This is a genomic window from uncultured Comamonas sp. (assembly GCF_964277875.1).
Taxonomy (GTDB): Bacteria; Pseudomonadota; Gammaproteobacteria; order Burkholderiales; family Burkholderiaceae_C; genus Comamonas; species Comamonas sediminis.
Genome location: NZ_CAXYJV010000050.1, coordinates 261,211 through 281,679 on the forward strand (window position 1 = coordinate 261,211; position 20,469 = coordinate 281,679).

The following is a 20,469-nucleotide window of genomic DNA, read 5'->3' on the forward strand; positions in this document are numbered from 1 at the left end:
CGCCTACCAGACGACCGGTTCCGGCTCCAGCTGGATACCAAAGCGCTCATAGACGCTGGTCTGGATCGCGCGCGCCAAGGTGACCACCTCACCGCCGGTAACGCTGCCCTCCCCTGCGCCCAGGTTGACGAGCACCAGCGCCTGGCGGTCATACACACCGGCCTTGCCAATGCTTTTGCCGCGCCAGCCGCAGGCATCGATCATCCAGCCCGCAGCCAGCTTGATGCTGCCATCGAGCATCGGGTAGTGCACGATTTTGGGCTCGCGCGCGATGATGTCCTCGCACTGGTCAGCCGTGACCTGCGGGTTCTTGAAAAAGCTGCCGGCATTGCCGATCTGCGCCGGATCGGGCAGCTTGGCGCGGCGTATCTCGACCACCCAGTCAAAAATATCCTGGGCCGTGGGCTGCGCAATGCCTTTTTCGGCCTGCTTGCGGGCCAGGTCAAGGTAGCCCAGCTCGGGCTTCCAATCTTTGGCCAGGCGCAGGCGCACGTGGGTGATCACCGCGCGGCCCGCCAGCCCCATGCCCCGGGGCTCGGCGACGCCGGTGGCGCGGGCGATCATCGTCAGCGGCATGGTTTCGGCCGGCGCATGCTTGAACACCGAATCCCGGTAGCCAAACGCGCACTGCGCCGCCTGCAGGCTGAAGTGTTCGCCATTGCTCAGGTCGATCGCATCGAGCGAGTCAAAGCGGTCTTGCAGCTCCACGCCATAGGCGCCAATGTTCTGCACCGGCGCCGCACCTGCGGTGCCGGGGATCAGCGCCAGGTTCTCCAGCCCGGGGTAGCCCTGGGCCAGGCTCCAGGCGACCACCTCGTGCCAGACTTCACCGGCGCCGACCTCGATGATGTAGTGCTTGTCGGTCTCTTCGACCAGGCGCTTGCCCATGATTTCCATCTTGAAGACGGTGGGCTCGACATCGCCGGTGATAACGATATTGCTGCCGCCCCCCAGCACCACCACCTGGCGGCTGGCGCCCAACGGGGGCTGGGCCAGAAAATCACGGATATCCTGCGGGGCCTGCACGCGCACCAGGTTCATGGCCCGCGCCATGATGCCAAAGGTGTTGTATTGCTGCAGCGGGGCATTTTTCTCGACTAACATCGGTAGATTGTCGCACTTGTCGCGACCCACTCAGGCGCTCAGCCTGGCCTGCAAGGAGAGTATTTATGCCATCGTTTGACACGGTTTGCGAAGCCGACTTCGTCGAGGTGAAGAACGCTGTTGAGAATTCCGCCAAGGAAATTGGCACCCGTTTCGACTTCAAGGGAACGTCGGCCGGGATCGAGCTCAAGGACAAAGAGATCATCATGTACGGCGATGCCGACTTCCAGCTCGTGCAGGTCGAAGACATCCTGCGCAACAAGCTGACCAAGCGCAATGTGGATGTGCGCTTTCTGGACAAGGGCGATGTGCAAAAGGTCGGCGGCGACAAGGTCAAGCAAGTGATCAAGGTGCGCAACGGCATCGAGCAGGAGCTGGCCAAGAAGATCCAGAAGCTCATCAAGGACAGCAAGATGAAGGTGCAGGCTGCCATCCAGGGCGATGCCGTGCGCATCACCGGCGCCAAGCGCGACGATCTGCAAGCGGCAATGGCGCTGCTGAAGAAAGACGTGACCGACGTGCCGCTGTCGTTCAACAACTTCCGCGACTGATCCACCATCGTTCAAATACCAACAGGCCGCGCTGCATGGTTTGCAGCGCGGCCTGTTTTTATGGCGCCTGACTTATAAGTCGTTAACACGGCCCAGCAAACCGCAGGTTTGCGGTTGAGGCTGGGCGCCCCCGACGAGGCGCCCTGACGCAGGCAGTACTTTAGTACGACAAGGAAGGGCGCGGCCGGCGAGGTAACGACGTATCAAGGGCTGTGTTAGCGACGCTTAGAACTGGTAGTTCGCGCTCAGCAAAGCACCACGCGGCGTGCCGGGCATGCTGCTGCTGCGCCAGTATTCCTTGTTGGTCAGGTTGGACACCGCCAGGGTGACGGTCCAGGGCGCGGCACGCCAGCCCACCAGGCCATCCCAGCGGGTGTAGCCGGGCACGCGGCTGGTGTTGGCGTCATTGGTGAAGCGGGCGCTGGTGTGGGTCACGCCCAGCTCGGCGTACCAGTTGCCGGCAGGCGCATAGCGCAGAAAGACATTGCCGTTGCGGCGCGCGGTGTTGGCCAGGTAGTTGCCTTCCAGCGCGGGGTTGGCCTTGTTCTCGGTGACCTTGGCCGCCATGATGCCGACGCCGCCACGCACATACCAGAATGGTGCGACACGGCCGGCCGCGCTGAACTCGATACCGCGCGAGCGCTCCTTGCCACGCACCGCCCAGGTGAAGGGGTCGTTGTCCGGATCGGGGCGGTAGCGGATGTTGTAGTGCTCCAGCTGGTAGACGGCCAGCTGTGTGGACAGCGCGCCATCGAGCCAATCGCTCTTCACCCCCACCTCGAACTGCTGCGAATGCTGGGGCTCGTCGTCCAGCACCGCGCCGGCGCCGGTATCGACCGACAAGATGCCGCGCCCGCCATAGGGTGAGAAGCTGCGGCTCCAGGACGCATACAGGCTGTGCTCACGCACCGGCTGCCAGACCAGGCCGGCGCGGGGGCTGACCGAGTTGCCGTCGGTGCTGCGGCTGGCGTTGTTCAGCTGGTTGGTGCTGTTGAAATCAAAGTTGTCATAGCGCGCACCCAGCAGCAGCTTCCACTGGTCGCTCAGGCTGATCAGATCCTGCACATACAGCGCGCGGGCCGTGCCTTTGTGCAGGTTGTGCTGCGAAGGCGCACCTTGGGGCGGGCGCACGGCATCGAACACCGGGTTGTTCGGGTCGATATAGCCATTGCTGCTGGCGGTGCTGAAGAGGCGCGGTGCGCGCTCTTCCTCGCTGTGCTCCACGCCCAGCAACAGCTCATGGCGCATGCCGGCCAGGTCCAGCTTGCCGGTCACATCGACGGTGTGGGTGGTGGTGCGGTTCTCGGTTTGCTGCCAGGCATAGCTTTGGCGCAGCAGGCCGGGGTTCGCGCACTTGGCGCCCGCCGGGGTCAGGCCCTGGGGGTTGCAGTAGGTGCCGGCAAAGTAATGGTCAAAGTCCTGGCTGGCTTCACGCTTGCTGGCCACCCAGCGCACGCTCCAGGCCTTGTTGAACTCATAGGACAGGTCCGAGCGCAGCACGCGCAGGCGGTCTTCGACAAAGTCACCCGGCTGGGCAAAGCCCTGGCGCAGCGACATGCCCGGCGGCATCTGGTCGTAGGCAGGGCCCCGGTCCGGCACGCGCCAGACGTTGTCATAGGTGTACTGGCCGGTCCAGCGCAGGCCCGTGCGCGTATCGACCAGGATGCTGGGCGAGACCATCTCGTTGCGGTTGCGGATGCCGCTGCGAAAGCTGTGCGCCTGCTCGCGGTCGGCCGTCAGGCGCATGACCACATTGGGGCTTATCACCCGGTTGATGTCGATGGTGCCGCCCACGTTCTCCCAGGAGCCACCGCGCAGGGTCACGCTGCTGACACCATCAAAGCGCGCCTGCTTGCTGACCATGTTGACGACGCCGCCGCCAGCGCCACGGCCGTACAGCACCGAAGCGGGGCCTTTCAGAATCTCGATGCGCTCTACGTTGGCGGTGCTGCGGCGCACCTGGCCGGATTCGCGCACGCCGTCGCGGTAGATGTCACCGCTGTCGGCATTGAAGCCGCGGATCATCACCCCCTCGCCACGCATGTCGTAGCTGGTGTTGACGCCCGGCACGCCATCGAGCATGACCGACAGGTCATTGATGCCGTAGCTCTTGAACTTGTTGACTTCCAAGGTGTCGATGGTCTGCGGGATGTCTTTGGGCGCCATATAGGTCTTGGTCGCCGTGGTCACGCCTTCGGGGCGCACATCGTCGGGATCGAACTGGTCGGCCGACACCTGGACCGTTGGCAAGGTGTGCTCTTGCGCCATGGCCGGCATCGCTGCCAGCATCAACAGCGCGGCGACCGACAGGCCGGCGCGCTCGCCTCTTGTACGCGCGAGCGTCTCGCTGCGAAGGGCTTGGATCATTGAAAACTCCTGAAACAATAATTCCGCTTGGTTAACGGCTTGTAAATTTGAGTCAGGAATGCTAATGATAACAATTATCAATAGCAATGTATTAACCTTCAACTGGCAGTTACTTTTCCAAAAAACAACGGGCTAGTCCTTGGGTCAAACAATAAATCCCGGGTCCTGGCGCATGCCGCTTCGTTTACGATGTAAAACCATCGCCCCGCCGATAGCCGCCATGGGCCTCGGCACTGCCCGAGCGCCTACACCCATACCCCGGTCCCGCCACCTATGAAGCCTTTGTTCTCCCCAGCCCGCCCCGCGCCCGCCCGCCTGCACCGCTGGCTGCTGGTATGGGCCCTGTGTGGCAGCGCGAGCTGGGCAGCCCATGCCCAAGATGCGGCCGAAGGCCCCCGCTCAGTGGCGCTCGCCGGCATTCTGGGCGACAAGGCCTTGCTGGTCATCGATGGCCGGGCGCCCAAGGCCGTGGCCGCTGGCAGCAGCTACCAGCAGGTGCAGGTCCTCAGCGTCAACGATGGGCAGGCGCAGGTCCGCATCGCCGGCGTGGCGCACAGCCTGCGCATGGGCGAGTCGCCGGTCAGCGTGGCCGATGCCGCGCTGCCCGTCAGCAACACCGGCCGCATTGTGTTGGCGGCCGATGCCAGCGGCCATTTCATGACGGCGGGCATGATCAACGGCAAGGCCACGCGTTTTCTGGTTGATACGGGGGCCACGACGGTCAGCCTGGGGATGAGCGAAGCGCTCAAACTGGGCATTGACTACCGCAAGGGCCATGCGGTGCGCATGGGCACTGCCAATGGCGTCAGCAACGGCTGGTATCTCCAGCTGAGCAGCGTGCGCATCTCCGATGTGGAACTGCGCAATGTGGATGCCGTGGTCACCTCCGCCAACATGCCCTATGTGCTGCTGGGCAACAGTTTTCTGAATGCCTTTGAGATGAAACGCGCCGGCCCGCAGATGACCTTGGACCGGATCAAATAGCGCCCGGCCGCCGCGCTGAACCTCGGCATAACAAAAGGGCTGAACCCGCGATGGTGTTCAGCCCTTCTGCCGTCTGCCCCTGGGCAGCGCGTTGCATCACTTGCTTTTCTTCTGGCCCAGCTTGGATTCCTTGCCTTCCACCAGGCGCTGGATGTTGAGCTTGTGGCGGTAGACCAGCAACGCAGACATGGCCAGAATCGCGACAAATATCTCGGCATGAAAATCCCAGAGCTCACCACCGATGAGGATGTAGAACACGGGCGCCAGCACCGCCGCCACCAGCGACGACAGCGACGAATAACGCCAGATGGCCGCCACCGCCACCCAGGCCAGCAAGGTCAGCAAACCCAGCCAGCCGCTAAAGCCCAGCAGCACGCCCAGCGCGGTGGCCACGCCCTTGCCGCCTTCAAACTTGAAGAACACCGGCCAGAGATGGCCCAAGAATGCCGCAATACCCACCAGCGCCATCGTGCCCTCTTCCAGCCCATAGGGTTTGCCAAACCAGGCCACCAGCGCGACGGGCAGCCAACCCTTGGCGGCATCCAGCAGCAAGGTCACGATGGCAGCCGCCTTGCTGCCTGAACGCAGCACATTGGTGGCGCCCGGGTTTTTGCTGCCATAGGTGCGCGGGTCACTCAGGCCCATGCTGCGGCTGACGATCACCGCGAACGACAACGACCCGATGAGGTAGGCCAGGATGGTGGCCAGGATGGAATAAACGGTACTCAAATTGCTCCCCTTGCTCGCGCGCGCCGGTGGCGGGCGCCAAGCTGGTTGATGTCACTGAAATGCAGGCGTCATTCTGCCAGCGCGCATTGCACCGGCTGGGCGCCGAGCACTTCAACGCATGCTTTGGGGCCGATCTGCACCAAAAAACCACGCCGCCCGCCGTTGATGGCGATGCGCGGCAAGTCCAGAATCGTCTCTTGAATGTATACCGGCATCGCCTTGCGCAGCCCAAACGGCGAGGTACCGCCCACCAGGTAGCCGCTGTGGCGGCTGGCCACTTCGGGTGTGCAGGGCTCAATGCTCTTGGCGCCAATCTGGCGCGCCAGGCTCTTGGTCGACACCTTGCAGTCGCCATGCATCAGCACGATCAGCGGCTTGGCATCCTGGTTCTGCATCACCAAGGTCTTGACGACGACATGCTCATCGAGCCCCAGCTGGCGGGCCGACTCGGACGTGCCGCCATGCTCCACATAGTCGTAGGGATGCTCGGTAAACGCCACCTTGTGCGCCTTCAAAAACTGGGTGGCCGGCGTTTCGCTGATATGGTTTTTTTTGCTCATAGCTCACTGGATGGCGGCAGGCGCCATTCAAAATCTGCCCCTATTGTCTCGAAAAAAAATGGTGGGGCGCCGCCAAGCATAGCGGCCTTTGCAATGCCAAAGGCCCTGGTTTGCACCAGGGCCTGCGGGTCACTGCCGTTACCAGTCCGTCAATCGCCCGGTAACGGACGGCGAAGCTTATTGCGCCGGATCGCCCAGCGCCCAGCGCAGCGCGTCGATTTCTTGCAGCAAGGCCTCGGACAGTTGCGTGCCCCAGACATTGAGGTCTTCGTCCAGCTGCTCCATCGTGCGCACACCGATGATGGTGCTGCCTACCTGCCATTTGCTGTAGCAAAACGCCAGCGCCAACGCGGTGGGGGTCAGGCCATGGTCGCGCGCCAGCTGGTTGTAGCGCCTGGCCGCGTCCAGGGCCTCAGGGCGGCCCCAGCGCTGCTTGCGCACCGATTCATAGCTGGCAATGCGTGCGCCCTGGGGCGCCTGCGGGCCGGTAATGCCGCTGTCGTCGTACTTGCCCGTCAGCAGGCCAAAGGCCAGCGGCGAATACGCCAGCAGCGACACGCCCAGGCGGTCGCAGGTCTCATCCAGGCCGTTTTCCCAGCTGCGGTTGATCAGGCAGTACGGGTTTTGCACGCTGGCCACGCGCGGCAGGCCATGCTGCTCGGCCAGGCGCACAAACTCGTGCACGCCGTAGGGCGTTTCGTTGGACAGACCAATGTGGCGGATCTTGCCCGCCTTGACCAGCCCGGCCAGCGCCTGCAGCTGCTCGCCAATCGTCGTCTCGCTGGTTTCCTTCTTCGGGTCGTAGTACAGATTGCCGAAGGCCGGCACATGGCGCTCGGGCCAGTGGATCTGGTAGAGATCAATCACATCGGTCTGCAGGCGGCGCAGGCTGGCGTCGCAGGAGGCCACAATGTCCGCCGCCGTCATGCCCTTGCCCTCACGCACCCAAGGCATGCCGCGCGACGGGCCGGCCACCTTGCTGGCCAGCACCACCTTGTCACGCAGGCCCGGATTGGCCTTGAACCAGTTGCCGATGATGGTCTCGGTGGCGCCATAGGTTTCGGCGCGGGCCGGCACCGCGTACATCTCTGCGGTGTCCCAGAAATACACGCCGCGCTCCAGCGAATGGCTGAGCATCGCATGGGCATCGGCTTCGCTGACTTGCTCGCCAAACGTCATCGTGCCCAGGCAAATGGGCGAAACCTTCAAATCACTGCGGCCAAGGAGGATGTCTTGCATAAGAAAAATTCGGCGAAGTCGGTCAAAAAAACCAAGTGTAAAAGCATTTTTTGACACCTTGCTGGCCATGGCCACCATCTGAGACGGCTCTGGGGCCAGCGACCGCTGACGACACCCACACCATGCAGCGCCGTGCAACCGCCCCTACGGCTGTCAAGTGCCATTCAGCCGTCTTTTGATCTACATCAGTCGCCAAAGGCCCGTAAGTTCCATCGAAGCTTCATCTTTTACTATTTATAAAAAACTATCGAAACCATTGCTTCGTTCAATACAGATACCGAGACAGCCCCATGATGTTCCAGCCGCCCAATCACCACAGCCACCCTCCGCCATTCCCCCGCCCGGACAAGCCGCGCGAGCCTAGGCCCCAAATCGGCAAGACCCTGCCCACGCGGTGCACCGAGGTCCACTGCTCGCAGTGCGCTGACCATGGCAGGCAAGCACGGGCCTTCAGCGGCATGGGGCCGGGGCACCACGACAAAGATCCACTCACTGCGCAACCTTCCCTTCAGGGTATCGTCCATTGCATGCTTTGCGATACCAGCGGACACGGCCATGGCACCGTCCGGCTCATATTTGAACCGCAAGGCCCCCTCCACTTCCGGCCCGGCCAGACTCTGCGGGTGCTGCTGCCAGGGGGGTGTGGCCCCGAGATTCTGATTACCTCTCTCCCCAGCAATGCCAGTGTCATGCACGGCAAGCTGCTGCTGGCACAGGGCGAACCGCTGCCGGCACAATTTGGCCCTGATGCGGCTTTTGGCTGGATGTTCCAGGTCTGCCTGCGCCACAAGACCCACCCCAATTGATCCGGCCCCATCAGCCGCCACGGCAACGGTGACTGTCTCGCCGGCGCCCCCAGGCTCGCCGGGCCGCTTCTACAATGCAGCAGCCCTATGACCAACGCCCTAGCCCTGAGCGACGCCCTGCGATCGCGCATCCACCACAGCCTGCAGCATTTTGAGGTGCAGCGCATGGGCGGTGGTGACCAGGCGCAGGCAGCGGTCGCGCTGGTGCTGCTAGACGAAGGCCCGGGCGCCGGGCTCGAAGGTATGCAGCAACCCGCCCAATGGAGCACGGAGGCCGCTTTGCTGCTGACCCGCCGCGCGCTGCACTTGCGCAACCACCCCGGCCAATGGGCACTGCCCGGCGGCCGCATCGAGGCAGGCGAGACCGCCGAGCAAGCCGCCTTGCGCGAGCTGCATGAAGAAGCAGGCCTGCTGCTGCCGCCCAGCCAGGTGCTGGGCTGTCTGGATGATTACGCGACACGTTCGGGCTTTGTCATCACCCCGGTGGTGGTGTGGGCCGGCGCCACGGCCCAGCTGCAACCCAACCCTGATGAAGTGGCCAGCGTGCACCGTATCCCGCTGGCCGAGCTGCTGCGCAGCGATTCTCCGATGCTGGAGCAGACCGATGCATCGCCCCACCCGGTACTGCGCATGCCCATGGGCAAGAGCTGGGTGGCCGCGCCCACGGCCGCATTTTTGTACCAGTTCCGCGAGGTTTGCCTGCGCGGCCAGCCCACCCGCGTGGCGCATTTTGACCAACCCCGCTTTGCCTGGAAGTGAGCCCTGCCCCGACCGCCGCCGCAAACGCCACGCAGCGGGAGCAAAAACATTATTTATCAAGCATATGCCCTAAAGCACCACTGGCCGGCCAAGCCCTGCCAGCATGCGACAATAGCAGGCTAGACCGCAATAATAGGACACAGTGACATGGAAGCAGAACGCATCAACCAAATCGGCAACACCCTCGAAGACCTGTCCAGCCGGACAGAAGAGCTTCGGAGGTATCTTTGACTACGATGCAAAGTACGAACGACTGCGCACGGTAAACGCCTCGCTGGAAGACCCCAGCGTTTGGAACGATCCCAAGAAGGCCCAGGAGCTGGGCAAGGAAAAGAAGGCACTCGACTCCGTCGTGCTGACCTTGCAAAAGCTGAGCAGCGAGCTGGCGGACAACACCGAGCTCTTCGAGATGAGCAAGGAAGAAGGCGATGACGCCGGGCTGGAAACCATCGAAGCCGAGGCTGCCAAGCTGCGCCCGCTGATCGAGGAGCTCGAGTTCCGCCGCATGTTCCGCAATGAGGCCGATCCGCTCAACTGCTTTGTCGACATCCAGGCCGGCGCCGGTGGCACCGAGGCTTGTGACTGGGCCAGCATGCTGCTGCGCCAGTACCTCAAGTACGCCGAGCGCAAGGGCTTCAAGGCCACCGTCGAAGAAGAAACCCCGGGCGACGTCGCCGGCATCAAGAGCGCCACGATCAAGATCGAGGGCGAGTACGCCTTTGGCCTGCTGCGCACCGAAACCGGTGTGCACCGCCTTGTGCGCAAGAGCCCGTTTGACTCGTCGGGTGGCCGCCACACCAGCTTCTCGTCGCTGTTTGTCTACCCCGAGATTGATGACTCCATCGAGATCAACATCAACCCCTCGGATGTGCGTACCGACACCTACCGTGCCTCCGGCGCGGGTGGTCAGCACATCAACAAGACCGACTCGGCCGTGCGCCTGACCCACATCCCGACCGGCATCGTCGTGCAGTGCCAGGATGGCCGTAGCCAGCACAGCAACCGCGATGTCGCCTGGCAGCGCCTGCGCTCCAAGCTCTATGACTTTGAAATGCGCAAGCGCATGGAAGAGCAGCAAAAGCTGGAAGACACCAAGACCGATGTGGGCTGGGGCCACCAGATCCGCAGCTACGTGCTGGACAACAGCCGTATCAAGGACCTGCGCACCAACGTCGAGGTCTCCGCCACACAAAAGGTGCTGGACGGCGACCTGGACGTGTTCATCGAAGCCTCGCTCAAGCAAGGCGTTTAAAAACCTGTGGCCCACCCCATGCAGCGCGCCCTCCCCGCCGCGCATGCGGTGTGCCACAGCCCCTCTATCGATTGGCTGGGACTCCCAGCCGATACGGACCTGAAGACAAGCCCAATGCCCGCGATCGAAGCGCTGATTTTTGACATGGACGGCACCATGGTCCACTCGATGCCCTGGCATGCCCAGGCCTGGGTGGAATACGCAAGCCGCCACGCCATGGATCTGGATGTGCCCGCCTTTATGGCGCAAACCACCGGCAAGAACGCCTTTGAATGCGCCTGCGCGCTGATGGGCCGCACGGTGAGCGCCGAAGAGAGCGAGCGCATCACCGCCGAGAAGGAAGGCATTTACCGCGAGCTGTTTGCCGCCAACTTCTGCGCGGTCGATGGCTTTGCGCGCTTTCATGCCCAGGCACGAGACATGGGCCTCAAAGTGGCCATTGGCACCGCCGGCGACCAGGACAATGTACGCTTTGTGCTGGACAACCTGCAGATGCAGCCCCCGGCCCAGGCGATTGCGCGTGGCGACGAGGGCCTGCCCGGCAAGCCCCACCCCGATATTTTTCTGAAGGCGGCCGAACGCCTGGCGATAGACCCGGCCGCCTGCATCGTGTTTGAAGATGCGCCGCACGGCATTGAAGCGGCGCGGCGCGCCGGCATGCGTGCGGTGGGCATTGGCACCACGCACGATGCACAGCAACTCAGCGGCCCCCATGTATTGGCATGGGCGCCCGATTTCTCGACCCTGCTCAACAACCAATTTTTGGAGAAGCTCCATGATGCGTGAAGGACAAGCACACACCGTGTACCGCGCCGACTACCAGGCCCCGGCATGGTGGATTGATACGGTCGATCTGACTTTTGACCTGGACCCGGCCAAGACGCGCGTGCTCAACAAGATGCGCATTCGCCGCAACCCCGATGTGCCCGCGCAGCCGCTGCACCTCAATGGCGACGAGCTGAACCTGGCCCGCGTGATGGTCAATGGCGCCGCCTCCTCGTTCAAGATGGACGGCTCGGACCTGGTGCTGGAGAACCTGCCCGAGGGCAGCGACCCGGTGGACCTGGAGATCTTCACCACCTGCATGCCCGAGAAGAACACCAAGCTGATGGGCTTGTACACCAGCAATGGCTCGTTCTTCACGCAGTGCGAGGCCGAAGGCTTTCGCCGCATCACCTATTTTCTGGACCGTCCCGATGTGATGGCCATGTACACCGTGACCCTGCGCGCCAACAAGGCCCAGTTCCCGGTGCTGCTGTCCAACGGCAACCTGGTCGAGCAAGGCGATCTGCCCGACGGGCGCCACTTTGCCAAGTGGGTCGATCCGCACAAAAAGCCCTGCTACCTGTTTGCGCTGGTGGCCGGCAACCTGGTCGCCCGCGAGCAGAAGATCAAGAGCCGCGCCGGCAACGAACACCTGCTGCAGGTCTTTGTGCGCCCGGGCGACCTGGAGAAGACCGAGCACGCGATGAACTCGCTGATGGCCTCGATCGCCTGGGACGAAGCCCGCTTTGGCCTGAGCCTGGATCTGGACCGCTTCATGATCGTTGCCACCAGCGACTTCAACATGGGCGCGATGGAGAACAAGGGGCTGAACATCTTCAACACCAAGTACGTGCTGGCCAGCCAGGCCACCGCGACCGATGCCGACTACGCCAATATCGAGTCGGTGGTGGGCCACGAGTACTTCCACAACTGGACCGGTGACCGCGTCACCTGCCGCGACTGGTTCCAGCTCTCGCTCAAGGAAGGCCTGACCGTCTTCCGCGACCAGGAATTCAGCATGGACATGGCCGGCAGCGCCTCGGCCCGCGCCGTCAAGCGCATCGACGATGTGCGCGTGCTGCGCACCGTGCAGTTCCCCGAGGACGCCGGTCCCATGGCTCACCCTGTGCGCCCGGACAGCTACCTCGAAATCAATAACTTCTACACCGTCACCATTTACGAGAAGGGCTCCGAAGTGGTGCGCATGCAGTCCACCCTGGTGGGCCGCGAAGGCTTTGCCAAGGGCATGAAGCTTTACTTTGAGCGCCATGACGGCCAGGCCGTGACCTGCGACGACTTTGCCCAGGCCATTGCCGATGCCAACCCCGGCTCGCCGCTGGCCCAGCACCTGCCGCAGTTCAAGCGCTGGTACAGCCAGTCGGGCACGCCCCGCGTGGCCGCGCAAGGTGTGTACGACGCAGAAGCGCAGACCTACACCCTGACGCTGACCCAGTCCTGCCCGCCCACCCCGGGCCAGCCTGGCAAGGAGCCGTTCGTGATCCCCGTCACGCTGGGCCTGCTGGCAGCCGATGGCCGCAGCCTGCCGCTGAACATCCGCCCCAGCCAGGCGCTCAGCAGCATCGCCCACAGCGCCACCAACCACACCGTGGTGCTGACCGAGGAATCGCACACCATCGTCTTTGACGGTGTCGAGCAAGCCCCTGCCCCATCGCTGCTGCGCAACTTCAGCGCCCCCGTGGTGCTGCAGATCGAAGAGAGCGATGACGCGCTCCTGCACCTGCTGGCCCACGACGAAGACGCCTTCAACCGCTGGGAAGCCGGCCAACGCCTGGGCCTGCGCTTTGCGCTGCAAGCCATTGCTGCGCGCAGCGCCGCTGGCGCCGATGCCGCTGCGCCGCAAGCCAATCTGCTGCCCGCATCGTTTGTGCAGGCCATGCGCGACGTGCTGCGCGATCCGCAGCTCGACGCCGCCTTCAAGGACCTGGCGCTGACCCTGCCATCCGAAGGCTATATCACCGAGCAGCTCGACCAGGTGGACCCGCAAACCGTGCACGCGGTGCGCGAAGCCATGCGCCAGCAACTGGCCACCGAGCTGGCTGCCGACTGGGCCTGGGCCTACGACGAATGCAGCCACACCGGCGCCTATGTGCCCGATGCAGTAAGCGCCGGCAAGCGCGCACTGGCCGGCCATGCGCTGCTGATGCTCTGCGTGGCTGCGCGTGAATCGGGCGACAAGGTCTGGCCTGGCAAGACCCTGCAGCGCTACAAGGACGCGGGCAACATGACCGACCGCTACAACGCCTTGAGCGCGCTGGTGGTGAGCGGCAGCCCGCTGGCTGAGTCGGCGATCCAGAGCTTCCACCAGATGTTCAAGAACGACGAGCTGGTGCTGGACAAGTGGTTTGCGCTGCAAGCCAGCGCACCGGACCTGAACGGCAGCGCCCTGCCCGCCGTGCGCGCGCTGATGAAGCAGCCCGACTTCAACATCAAGAACCCCAACCGCGCCCGCAGCGTGATCTTCAGTTACTGCAACGGCAACCCCGGTGGCTTCCACCGCGCCGATGGTGCGGGCTACGCCTTCTGGGCCGAGCAGGTGGTGGCGCTGGACGCCTTCAACCCGCAAGTCGCTGCCCGCCTGGCCCGCGCGCTGGACCGCTGGAAGAAGCTGCCCGAGCCCTACCGCAGCGCAGCAGGCGACGCGATCGCCAAGGTCGCCGCCAAGCCCAAGCTCAGCAACGATGTGCGCGAAGTGATCACGCGCGCGATGGCAGACTGATGCGCCAAGGCATGCGCCAACAGCTGCTGGCCCAGGGCATCGCTGCCCTGGCCAGCCTGGCTGCAGCCATGCCTTTGCTGGCTACCGCACAAACCGGCGGCAACGCCAATGCGGTAGCCACATCCCCGGCCGAAGCTGCGCTGCCCACTACGGGCAACAACAATTTTGAAAAGCGCTTTGCACCGCTCTACGCAGCGGTGTTTACCGAAGGCGGGCGCTTTAGCGGCAGTGCGATGAGCGCTGACTTGCAGGCGCTTGAACCGATACTCAAGCGCACCAAGGCGCCGGCGCTGGATTTTTTCCGGCTGTACTACACCCAGGCCACCCTGTTCAGCCGCCGTGGCATGCCGTCTGAGGCGGGCCTGGCAGCGCAGAAGGCCATCACGGCCATGCCCAAGCCCAGCGATCCGCAATGGGCCTACCCGCATCTGGAGCTGAGCATTGCCAGCGTGCGCTGGCTGGCAGAAGGCGGGCGCTATGAGGCGGCGCTGAAACAGGTGCAGACCCTGGCCGTGCGCTACCCGCTGCAACAGGTGGCCCAGCTGCCCACGCAGATGCGCTGGGACAACAGCACCCCCATCCCGCAGCCGGCCGATTTCCCCACGCAGCTGCAGGTGCTGGGCATCTACGAAGACCTGGGCTATGTGCTGCACGAGCAAGGCCAGTACCGCCAGGCGCTGCAAGCCAACCAGCGGCTGCTGCCCGTGGCGCGCGAGCGCCTGCAAGCGATGGGCGAGACCCCGCGCCTGCGCGGCCTGCTGGCCAACCTGGCGCAGAACAGCTATATGCTCGGCCAGGTGGATGCTGCCCGCAACTACCTGCAAGAGCGCCTGCAGATCGCCCTTGGCGCAGGCGACCACGCCACCGTGTACGACAGCTACTTTCAGCTGATGGTGCTGGCCCATGAACAAAACGACCCGCAGCAAGCGCGGCAGTGGCTCAGCACCTATGAGCAATACGCCCGCGCCCAGGGGCACAGCGACCAACTGGCCCGCGCCCAACAGCTGCGCGACGAGCTGAACGGCCGCGAAGCAGCGCCCCCGCCGCAACAGCCGGCCCAATCGCCCGCCCCACAGCCACCGCGCCAGCCCAAGCGCTGAGCCCACCCCGATTGACCAAGTTTGAAGGAGTTCCACCCATGAAGAAAAACATCACCCTCAGCCGCTACCTTGTCGAGCAGCAACGCGTAGACGGCCTCATCCCCGCCCAACTGCGCCTGCTGATCGAAGTGGTGGCCCGCGCCTGCAAGCGCATCAGCCACAGCGTCAACAAAGGCGCGCTGGGCGATGTGCTGGGCACCGCCGGCAGCGAGAACGTGCAAGGCGAAGTGCAGAAGAAGCTGGACATCATCGCCAACGAAGTGCTGATCGAGGCCAATGAATGGGGTGGCCACCTGGCCGCCATGGCCTCCGAAGAGATGGACAGCATCTACCTGGTGCCCAACCGCTACCCGCAAGGCGAATACCTGCTGATGTTTGACCCGCTCGACGGCTCGTCCAACATCGATGTGAACGTGTCCATCGGCACCATTTTCAGCGTGCTCAAAAAGCCCGAAGGCCACCCTGGCGTGACCGAAGACGACTTCCTGCAGGCGGGCGCCCAGCAAGTGGCCGCCGGCTACTGCGTCTACGGCCCGCAAACCACGCTGGTGCTGACCTTTGGTGACGGTGTGGCCATGTTCACCCTGGACCGCGAGCAAGGCAGCTTTGTGCTGACCCAGGAGAACGTGCGCATTCCTGAAGATACCAAGGAATTCGCGATCAACATGAGCAACATGCGCCACTGGGATGCCCCCGTCAAGCGCTATGTGGACGAATGCCTGGCCGGTGTGGAAGGCCCCCGCAACAAGGACTTCAACATGCGCTGGATCGCCTCGATGGTGGCCGACGTGCACCGCATCCTCACCCGTGGCGGCGTCTTCATGTACCCCTGGGACAAGCGCGAACCCAACAAGCCCGGCAAGCTGCGCCTGATGTACGAAGCCAACCCCATGAGCTGGCTGGTAGAACAAGCCGGCGGCGCCGCCACCAACGGCCGCGAACGCATCCTCGACATCAAGCCCACCAAGCTACACGAGCGCGTCAGCGTGGTCCTGGGCTCGAAGAACGAGGTCGAGCGCATCACCCGTTACCACCTGGAAGCATAAATTCCGCAATTTGGTCTGAGAGCCAAAATTTCACGCTATAATTTCTCTCTAACGCCGGTGTAGCTCAGTCGGTAGAGCAGCTCATTCGTAATGAGAAGGTCGGGTGTTCGATTCATCTCTCCGGCACCAGAAAAAAGGGTTCTTCCCTACAAAAACCGCCCCTCGGGGCGGTTTTTTATTGCCCGCTCACTCTTGGGTTTACAGGCCTTCCTTGTCGCTCCGGTTTTCGCCCAATAGGACGAATTACGAGACAAATCATAAGGACGAAGGCTCTCGGCTAAGAACCCAACGGTAATGCATTCAGCTCCTTGCGGGCTTCCTGCCACTGCGGCCAGTGCCGATCCAGCAAAGCCACAAAAAGCTCACTGTGCGTCGGCTCGATCAGGTGCAGCATCTCGTGAACCACTACATATTCCACGAGATCTTTGGGCTTTTTCACCAGCTCGGTGTTTAGCCGAATGTTGCCCGCTCTAGGGTTGCAACTGCCCCATTTGGTTTTCATGCGCTGCAGGAAGTAGCCTGAAACGCTAACGCCGAGTTTGCTCTCCCACTTAGCGATCAACTTTTGCACCAGCGCATGCAGCAATGCCTTATGCCAGTCATGCATCACCTGCGCCCTCTTGGCCAAGTCATGGCCAGGCCGAACGGTGAGCGTAATGCGCTTGTGGTCAAGTTTTACAAAAGGTTTGCCATCGGCCTCCCGCACAGTCATCAGATGGCGGCGCCCCCAGAGCTCATGGCTCTCGCGCTCACGAAATTGCCGCGGGGTTTCGCGCGCCTGGGCTTTCAACGCATTCTGCTGCAGGCGAATCCAGGCGAGCTTGGAGATGGCATACGCTCTCGCGACTTCGCTGCGTGTGTTTACCGGAGCAACCAATGTCACCCGTCCGTCAGGCGGATGCACGGTAAGGTGCACGTTCTTCACAGCCTTGCGGACCAAGTGAATTCGCAGCACGCCCAGGACGATTTCGTCTTCGTCGCTCATCAATACCCCGGTTGGTTTTTGATAATCTCGAAGATGGCTAAGGTCGCCGCCCGATTTTTCTTCATGACCGGATGGATGGCATTGAGCACCTGCGCCTCGCGCGCCGGGTCCCCTTTCCAACCAGCCGGTGCATTGGCGCGAATGACCGCATCCAACCGCAGTGCGAGACTCAAGACCTCATCACCATAGGTGGCCGTCGGCTCCGCAACCGTGTTATCCAGCGTGATCAAGCTGAGCGCTGCCGGCAGATTGTTATAAAGCACCGCCGCTTCCTTATTAGCGCGCAGGGATGCCGGCAGCTTGTCGCTGTCGGACCCCTTGCCGCCGAGCTGCCTGGCCAACGCCTCAGCATTCCTCAAGAACTTCTCGTAGCTTTCGGTGTCATCGCGCATTTGCTGAATCAGGTCTTCCAGCAGCTCGGACATCTGCGCATAAAACTTGGGGTCAGTCAGTTGGTCGCGAATGATGGTCTTGCGAACGTTGTTGACGATGCCTTCGGCAATGGCGTTATTTGAAAGCTTGCCCTTCTCGTTGAGCTTGCGGGCAATCGCATCATGGATGCCCGTCTCAATGATCAGCTCAGTCAAGGAAAGAGAACTCAAATTCCCCAACAGGTCAGCCGGATCGGCCTGGATATAGGTATTGATGAGGTGGCGCATGTCCGCCTCAAAGGGCTTGGTATCCAGCTCTTCGCCCGAGTGGTTCTTGATGGCCGCGCGCACCTCGGTATAGAAGGCGGTTTCCTTTTCAAAGGCGTCGATATGTGTGGCACTGTAGCCTGCTTCTCCCAGGTTTTGCGCCAAGTCGGCGTAGGCCCGCACATAGGCCGCCACGGCCTTGTAGAAGGCGATGCGCAGCGGCTCAGTATCATTCAGTGCCGCCGCATCGCTCGCGCTGCCGCAGAAGTAATGGATGTGCTGCTCGATGCCCTGCGGCTGCTTCACCGGCGCACACAGGTAGATCAAGGCTTCGCGGGCTGCATCCAGCTTGGCTCGGCCTTCCTCACGCCAGTCTTTGACCGTCAGTGCAGCGCCCTCACCGCAGCTCTCGGTATCCAGCTCATCGGAGGTATAGACCGCCAAGGCCTTCTGCACGTTCTCCAACGACTCCTTGTAGTCGACGATATGGCCGTAGTCCTTGTCGTCGCCGTCAAGCCGGTTGGTGCGGCAGATAGCCTGGAACAGGTTGTGGTCGCGCAGCTCATTGTCCAGGTAGATATAGGTGCAGCTGGGCGCATCAAAGCCCGTCAGCAACTTGCTCACCACAATCAGCAGCTTGAGGTTGGCTGGCTCCTCGATGAAGCGGCGCTTCATCTCCGTCTCGTACTGCGTGGTGCTCTGCCCTGTCTTCAACACATACCGGGTGTAAGTGTCGAACTTATAGCGCTCATCGCTGTCCTTGGGCTCTTGCGAGATCGCGTTGTGGTTGGGCTCGAAAGACGTGATGATCCCGCAGTGCTTGCCAAAATGGGTGTTCTGGAACAGCCGGAAGTAGTGGCAGGCGTCATAGATCGACGCAGCAACCAAAATCGCCGTTCCCCTATCGTTACTCAAACGGGGCCGAACGCCGAAGTCGTGAATGATGTTGGCCATGATTCGCTGCTTGCGCTCACCCGAGCTCATCAACTCCTCCATAGTGGCCCAGCGCCTGCGCAGCATCGACTTTTGGTAGTTGTTCAAGCCCTTGGCGGCCTTCTCGAACCAGTCGTCCACCGCTTTCGGCGCGGTCAGGCGCTGCGGCACCGCGCGCGCTTCGTATTTTAGGTCCAGCACCACTTTGTCGCCCACCGCCTCGTTGAACTTGTAGGTATGGATAAAGGTACCAAACACTTCACGCGTGGTTTGTTTGTCTCTGCGCAGCAGCGGGGTGCCGGTGAAGCCGATAAATACGGCGCTGGCCAGCCAGCGCTTCATCTGCTTGTTCATGTCGCCGCCCTGGGTGCGGTGGCATTCATCCACAAACACATAGAAGCGGCCGGCCAGGCGAGGCGGCTCACCCTTCAGGTCAGCAGCGTCGATCTTGTGGATCAGCGCACACATCAGACGCGGAGATGCCGAGCCCAGCTTCTCCATGAGGTCACGGCGTGACTGGATGCGTGGCGACGGTGCCTCGGCGCCAATCACCCCGGCATTTCTCATCACGCCCTCGATCTGCTTGTCCAGCTCGTCGCGATCAGTGATCACCAGGATGCGGGCGTCGGGGTCGTGCTCCAGCAGCCACTTGGCTATCAGCACCATCAGGATGCTCTTGCCGCTGCCCTGGGTGTGCCAAATCACCCCACCCTCTTGCCGCCTGATGCGCTCTTGCGCGGCCTTCACCCCTTCGAACTGATGCAAGCGCGGCACCTTCTTCTGGCCGCCGTCAAAGATCACGAAGTTGCGCACCAGGTCGAGCAAACGCTCGGGTGCCAGCATCCGCAACAAAGGGCCATCCAGCAGCTCACCCTCAGCCAGGCCGGTTTCGTCCTCGCCCGACTTGTGATGCTTCCACTCGACGAAGAACTTCTCAGGCGTGCCCGTCGTGCCGTAGCGCAGACCTTGTGAGTCGCTAGCAGCCAGCACCAGCTGCACCGTGCTGAAGAAGCCCAGGTTGAAGATCTCTTCCTGGTTGGTGATCAGCTGCCGGATTCCGTAGGCCACATCCACCGAGCTGCGCTTGAGCTCGATCACCACCAAGGCAATGCCGTTCAAATACAGCACGATGTCAGGCCGGCGCTCATGTCCACCCTTGAGCGTCACCTCTTCGGCCAAGGCAAAGTGGTTCTTGGCCGGTGCCGCCCAGTCGATCAAATGCACCGTCTCATGCGGTACACCCGCCGCTACCTGTACCGGCACGCCATAGCGCAACAACTGGTAGGTGCGCAGATTGGCCTGGTACAGCGTCACACCGGTGGCATCCGCCGCAGCCATCAGTTTTTGCAGTGCTTGCGATATCTGCACGGCCGAATAGCCGCGCTGCTGTAGGTTGGCTCGCATCAGCTCGGGCTCAATACAGCAGTTGCCGTCCCGCTTGCTCCAATCGCCAAGATTAACGTAGCCCAGGCCACCCGTGCTGGTGGGGGCCGCAAGGCAGGCGACGACGCGGTTTTGGGTGACCCGTTCAGGGCGCAGCAGTTTGGTCATAGTAAATCCTATTCCTGGTACGTTTGTGCGATGCGCTCATGACCCGCTTGTGTCAACTGGTAAGGTCCGCATGTTTCAAGAACTGGCCACACGTCAATTGTCTCGACAGCGTCGAGACAATCAGTTCGCCTTTGACTTGCAAGCAGAGCCACATTGGTAGACTGATAAGAACAAGTCCGACAGTTCGCACCATGCACAAGCCAATCGCATCCAAGCACAACAAGCCGAACCAAGCTGCCGTGCTGCGCGCTGTGGCCAGCTCGACGGCCTTGGAAACGGGCCAATCTATTGCCGAGCTGGAGCGACGGTTGCAACAACCCGCGCGGTTCCCGCACATCAAGCTGGCGCGCGACAAGCGTTGAT

The 20,469-nt window shown here is 62.4% G+C and carries 16 protein-coding genes and 1 tRNA gene; 10 read left to right on the forward strand and 7 right to left on the reverse strand.

What is annotated here, in order from left to right:
* Window positions 1-3 precede the first annotated feature (3 nt).
* Window positions 4-1,104, reverse strand: a complete 1,101-nt coding sequence (murB, locus tag ACHWUQ_RS22145) for a UDP-N-acetylmuramate dehydrogenase (protein ID WP_133857172.1) — start codon at window positions 1,102-1,104, stop codon at window positions 4-6.
* A 65-nt stretch (window positions 1,105-1,169) separates the two neighbouring features.
* Between murB and ACHWUQ_RS22150 the strand changes: the two genes are divergently transcribed.
* Window positions 1,170-1,655, forward strand: a complete 486-nt coding sequence (locus ACHWUQ_RS22150) for a YajQ family cyclic di-GMP-binding protein (protein ID WP_021026760.1) — start codon at window positions 1,170-1,172, stop codon at window positions 1,653-1,655.
* A 225-nt stretch (window positions 1,656-1,880) separates the two neighbouring features.
* Here ACHWUQ_RS22150 and ACHWUQ_RS22155 read toward each other — a convergent pair whose 3' ends face one another.
* Window positions 1,881-4,022: a TonB-dependent receptor gene (locus ACHWUQ_RS22155; RefSeq protein ID WP_394682457.1), complete on the reverse strand. Its 2,142-nt coding sequence runs from the start codon at window positions 4,020-4,022 to the stop codon at window positions 1,881-1,883.
* A 273-nt stretch (window positions 4,023-4,295) separates the two neighbouring features.
* Between ACHWUQ_RS22155 and ACHWUQ_RS22160 the strand changes: the two genes are divergently transcribed.
* Window positions 4,296-5,006: a TIGR02281 family clan AA aspartic protease gene (locus ACHWUQ_RS22160; protein ID WP_394682458.1), complete on the forward strand. Its 711-nt coding sequence runs from the start codon at window positions 4,296-4,298 to the stop codon at window positions 5,004-5,006.
* 96 nt (window positions 5,007-5,102) lie between these two features.
* Here the strand turns inward: ACHWUQ_RS22160 and plsY are convergent, their stop codons facing one another.
* The 3 genes from plsY to ACHWUQ_RS22175 all read right to left on the reverse strand — a co-directional run bounded on the left by plsY (window position 5,103) and on the right by ACHWUQ_RS22175 (window position 7,534).
* Window positions 5,103-5,735, reverse strand: coding sequence for a glycerol-3-phosphate 1-O-acyltransferase PlsY (gene plsY, locus ACHWUQ_RS22165; RefSeq protein ID WP_394682459.1), 633 nt, complete (start codon window positions 5,733-5,735; stop codon window positions 5,103-5,105).
* A gap of 68 nt (window positions 5,736-5,803) precedes the next feature.
* Window positions 5,804-6,295, reverse strand: coding sequence for an aminoacyl-tRNA deacylase (locus ACHWUQ_RS22170; RefSeq protein ID WP_394682460.1), 492 nt, complete (start codon window positions 6,293-6,295; stop codon window positions 5,804-5,806).
* Between the two features lie 177 nt (window positions 6,296-6,472).
* Window positions 6,473-7,534 carry an aldo/keto reductase gene (locus ACHWUQ_RS22175; RefSeq protein WP_394682461.1) on the reverse strand — a complete coding sequence of 354 codons (1,062 nt, stop codon included), beginning with the start codon at window positions 7,532-7,534 and terminating at the stop codon, window positions 6,473-6,475.
* Between the two features lie 893 nt (window positions 7,535-8,427).
* Here ACHWUQ_RS22175 and ACHWUQ_RS22180 point away from each other — a divergent pair.
* From ACHWUQ_RS22180 to ACHWUQ_RS22210, 7 genes are all read left to right on the forward strand, one after another.
* On the forward strand, window positions 8,428-9,099 hold the full coding sequence (locus ACHWUQ_RS22180; RefSeq protein WP_394682462.1) for an NUDIX hydrolase: 672 nt from the start codon (window positions 8,428-8,430) through the stop codon (window positions 9,097-9,099).
* A 147-nt stretch (window positions 9,100-9,246) separates the two neighbouring features.
* A protein-coding gene (gene prfB / locus ACHWUQ_RS22185; RefSeq protein ID WP_133857164.1) for a peptide chain release factor 2 occupies window positions 9,247-10,351 on the forward strand; the annotation gives its coding sequence in 2 pieces (ribosomal slippage) (window positions 9,247-9,327 and window positions 9,329-10,351; 1,104 coding nt in all).
* A 114-nt stretch (window positions 10,352-10,465) separates the two neighbouring features.
* Window positions 10,466-11,137 (forward strand): HAD family hydrolase, encoded by a 672-nt coding sequence (locus ACHWUQ_RS22190; RefSeq protein ID WP_394682463.1) that lies wholly within the window; start codon window positions 10,466-10,468, stop codon window positions 11,135-11,137.
* Window positions 11,127-13,853 (forward strand): aminopeptidase N, encoded by a 2,727-nt coding sequence (pepN, locus tag ACHWUQ_RS22195; protein ID WP_394682464.1) that lies wholly within the window; start codon window positions 11,127-11,129, stop codon window positions 13,851-13,853. The genes ACHWUQ_RS22190 and pepN overlap by 11 nt, the downstream gene beginning before the upstream one ends.
* 11 nt (window positions 13,854-13,864) lie before the next feature.
* On the forward strand, window positions 13,865-14,953 hold the full coding sequence (locus ACHWUQ_RS22200; RefSeq protein WP_394682465.1) for a tetratricopeptide repeat protein: 1,089 nt from the start codon (window positions 13,865-13,867) through the stop codon (window positions 14,951-14,953).
* A 38-nt stretch (window positions 14,954-14,991) separates the two neighbouring features.
* Window positions 14,992-15,999 (forward strand): class 1 fructose-bisphosphatase, encoded by a 1,008-nt coding sequence (locus tag ACHWUQ_RS22205; RefSeq protein ID WP_313333167.1) that lies wholly within the window; start codon window positions 14,992-14,994, stop codon window positions 15,997-15,999.
* A gap of 53 nt (window positions 16,000-16,052) precedes the next feature.
* Window positions 16,053-16,128, forward strand: a tRNA-Thr gene (locus ACHWUQ_RS22210).
* 148 nt (window positions 16,129-16,276) lie between these two features.
* On the opposite strand, the gene ACHWUQ_RS22215 is transcribed toward ACHWUQ_RS22210, so the two are convergent.
* Together ACHWUQ_RS22215 and ACHWUQ_RS22220 are read right to left on the reverse strand one after the other, a co-directional pair.
* A complete protein-coding gene (locus tag ACHWUQ_RS22215) occupies window positions 16,277-16,984 on the reverse strand; it encodes a M48 family metallopeptidase (protein ID WP_394682466.1) in 708 nt (235 codons plus the stop codon).
* On the reverse strand, window positions 16,984-20,106 hold the full coding sequence (locus ACHWUQ_RS22220; protein WP_394682467.1) for a type I restriction endonuclease subunit R: 3,123 nt from the start codon (window positions 20,104-20,106) through the stop codon (window positions 16,984-16,986). The genes ACHWUQ_RS22215 and ACHWUQ_RS22220 overlap by 1 nt, the downstream gene beginning before the upstream one ends.
* Before the next feature lie 191 nt (window positions 20,107-20,297).
* On the opposite strand from ACHWUQ_RS22220, the gene ACHWUQ_RS22225 reads away from it, so the two are divergent.
* Window positions 20,298-20,468 carry a hypothetical protein gene (locus ACHWUQ_RS22225; RefSeq protein WP_394682468.1) on the forward strand — a complete coding sequence of 57 codons (171 nt, stop codon included), beginning with the start codon at window positions 20,298-20,300 and terminating at the stop codon, window positions 20,466-20,468.
* Window position 20,469 lies beyond the last annotated feature (1 nt).

Coding starts and splice junctions, on each gene's coding strand:
- murB (WP_133857172.1), bottom strand. CDS start 1,104: ATGTTAGTCGAGAAAAATGCCCCGCTGCAGCAATACAACACCTTTGGC.
- ACHWUQ_RS22150 (WP_021026760.1), top strand. CDS start 1,170: ATGCCATCGTTTGACACGGTTTGCGAAGCCGACTTCGTCGAGGTGAAG.
- ACHWUQ_RS22155 (WP_394682457.1), bottom strand. CDS start 4,022: ATGATCCAAGCCCTTCGCAGCGAGACGCTCGCGCGTACAAGAGGCGAG.
- ACHWUQ_RS22160 (WP_394682458.1), top strand. CDS start 4,296: ATGAAGCCTTTGTTCTCCCCAGCCCGCCCCGCGCCCGCCCGCCTGCAC.
- ACHWUQ_RS22170 (WP_394682460.1), bottom strand. CDS start 6,295: ATGAGCAAAAAAAACCATATCAGCGAAACGCCGGCCACCCAGTTTTTG.
- ACHWUQ_RS22175 (WP_394682461.1), bottom strand. CDS start 7,534: ATGCAAGACATCCTCCTTGGCCGCAGTGATTTGAAGGTTTCGCCCATT.
- ACHWUQ_RS22180 (WP_394682462.1), top strand. CDS start 8,428: ATGACCAACGCCCTAGCCCTGAGCGACGCCCTGCGATCGCGCATCCAC.
- ACHWUQ_RS22190 (WP_394682463.1), top strand. CDS start 10,466: ATGCCCGCGATCGAAGCGCTGATTTTTGACATGGACGGCACCATGGTC.
- pepN (WP_394682464.1), top strand. CDS start 11,127: ATGATGCGTGAAGGACAAGCACACACCGTGTACCGCGCCGACTACCAG.
- ACHWUQ_RS22200 (WP_394682465.1), top strand. CDS start 13,865: ATGCGCCAACAGCTGCTGGCCCAGGGCATCGCTGCCCTGGCCAGCCTG.
- ACHWUQ_RS22205 (WP_313333167.1), top strand. CDS start 14,992: ATGAAGAAAAACATCACCCTCAGCCGCTACCTTGTCGAGCAGCAACGC.
- ACHWUQ_RS22215 (WP_394682466.1), bottom strand. CDS start 16,984: ATGAGCGACGAAGACGAAATCGTCCTGGGCGTGCTGCGAATTCACTTG.
- ACHWUQ_RS22220 (WP_394682467.1), bottom strand. CDS start 20,106: ATGACCAAACTGCTGCGCCCTGAACGGGTCACCCAAAACCGCGTCGTC.
- ACHWUQ_RS22225 (WP_394682468.1), top strand. CDS start 20,298: ATGCACAAGCCAATCGCATCCAAGCACAACAAGCCGAACCAAGCTGCC.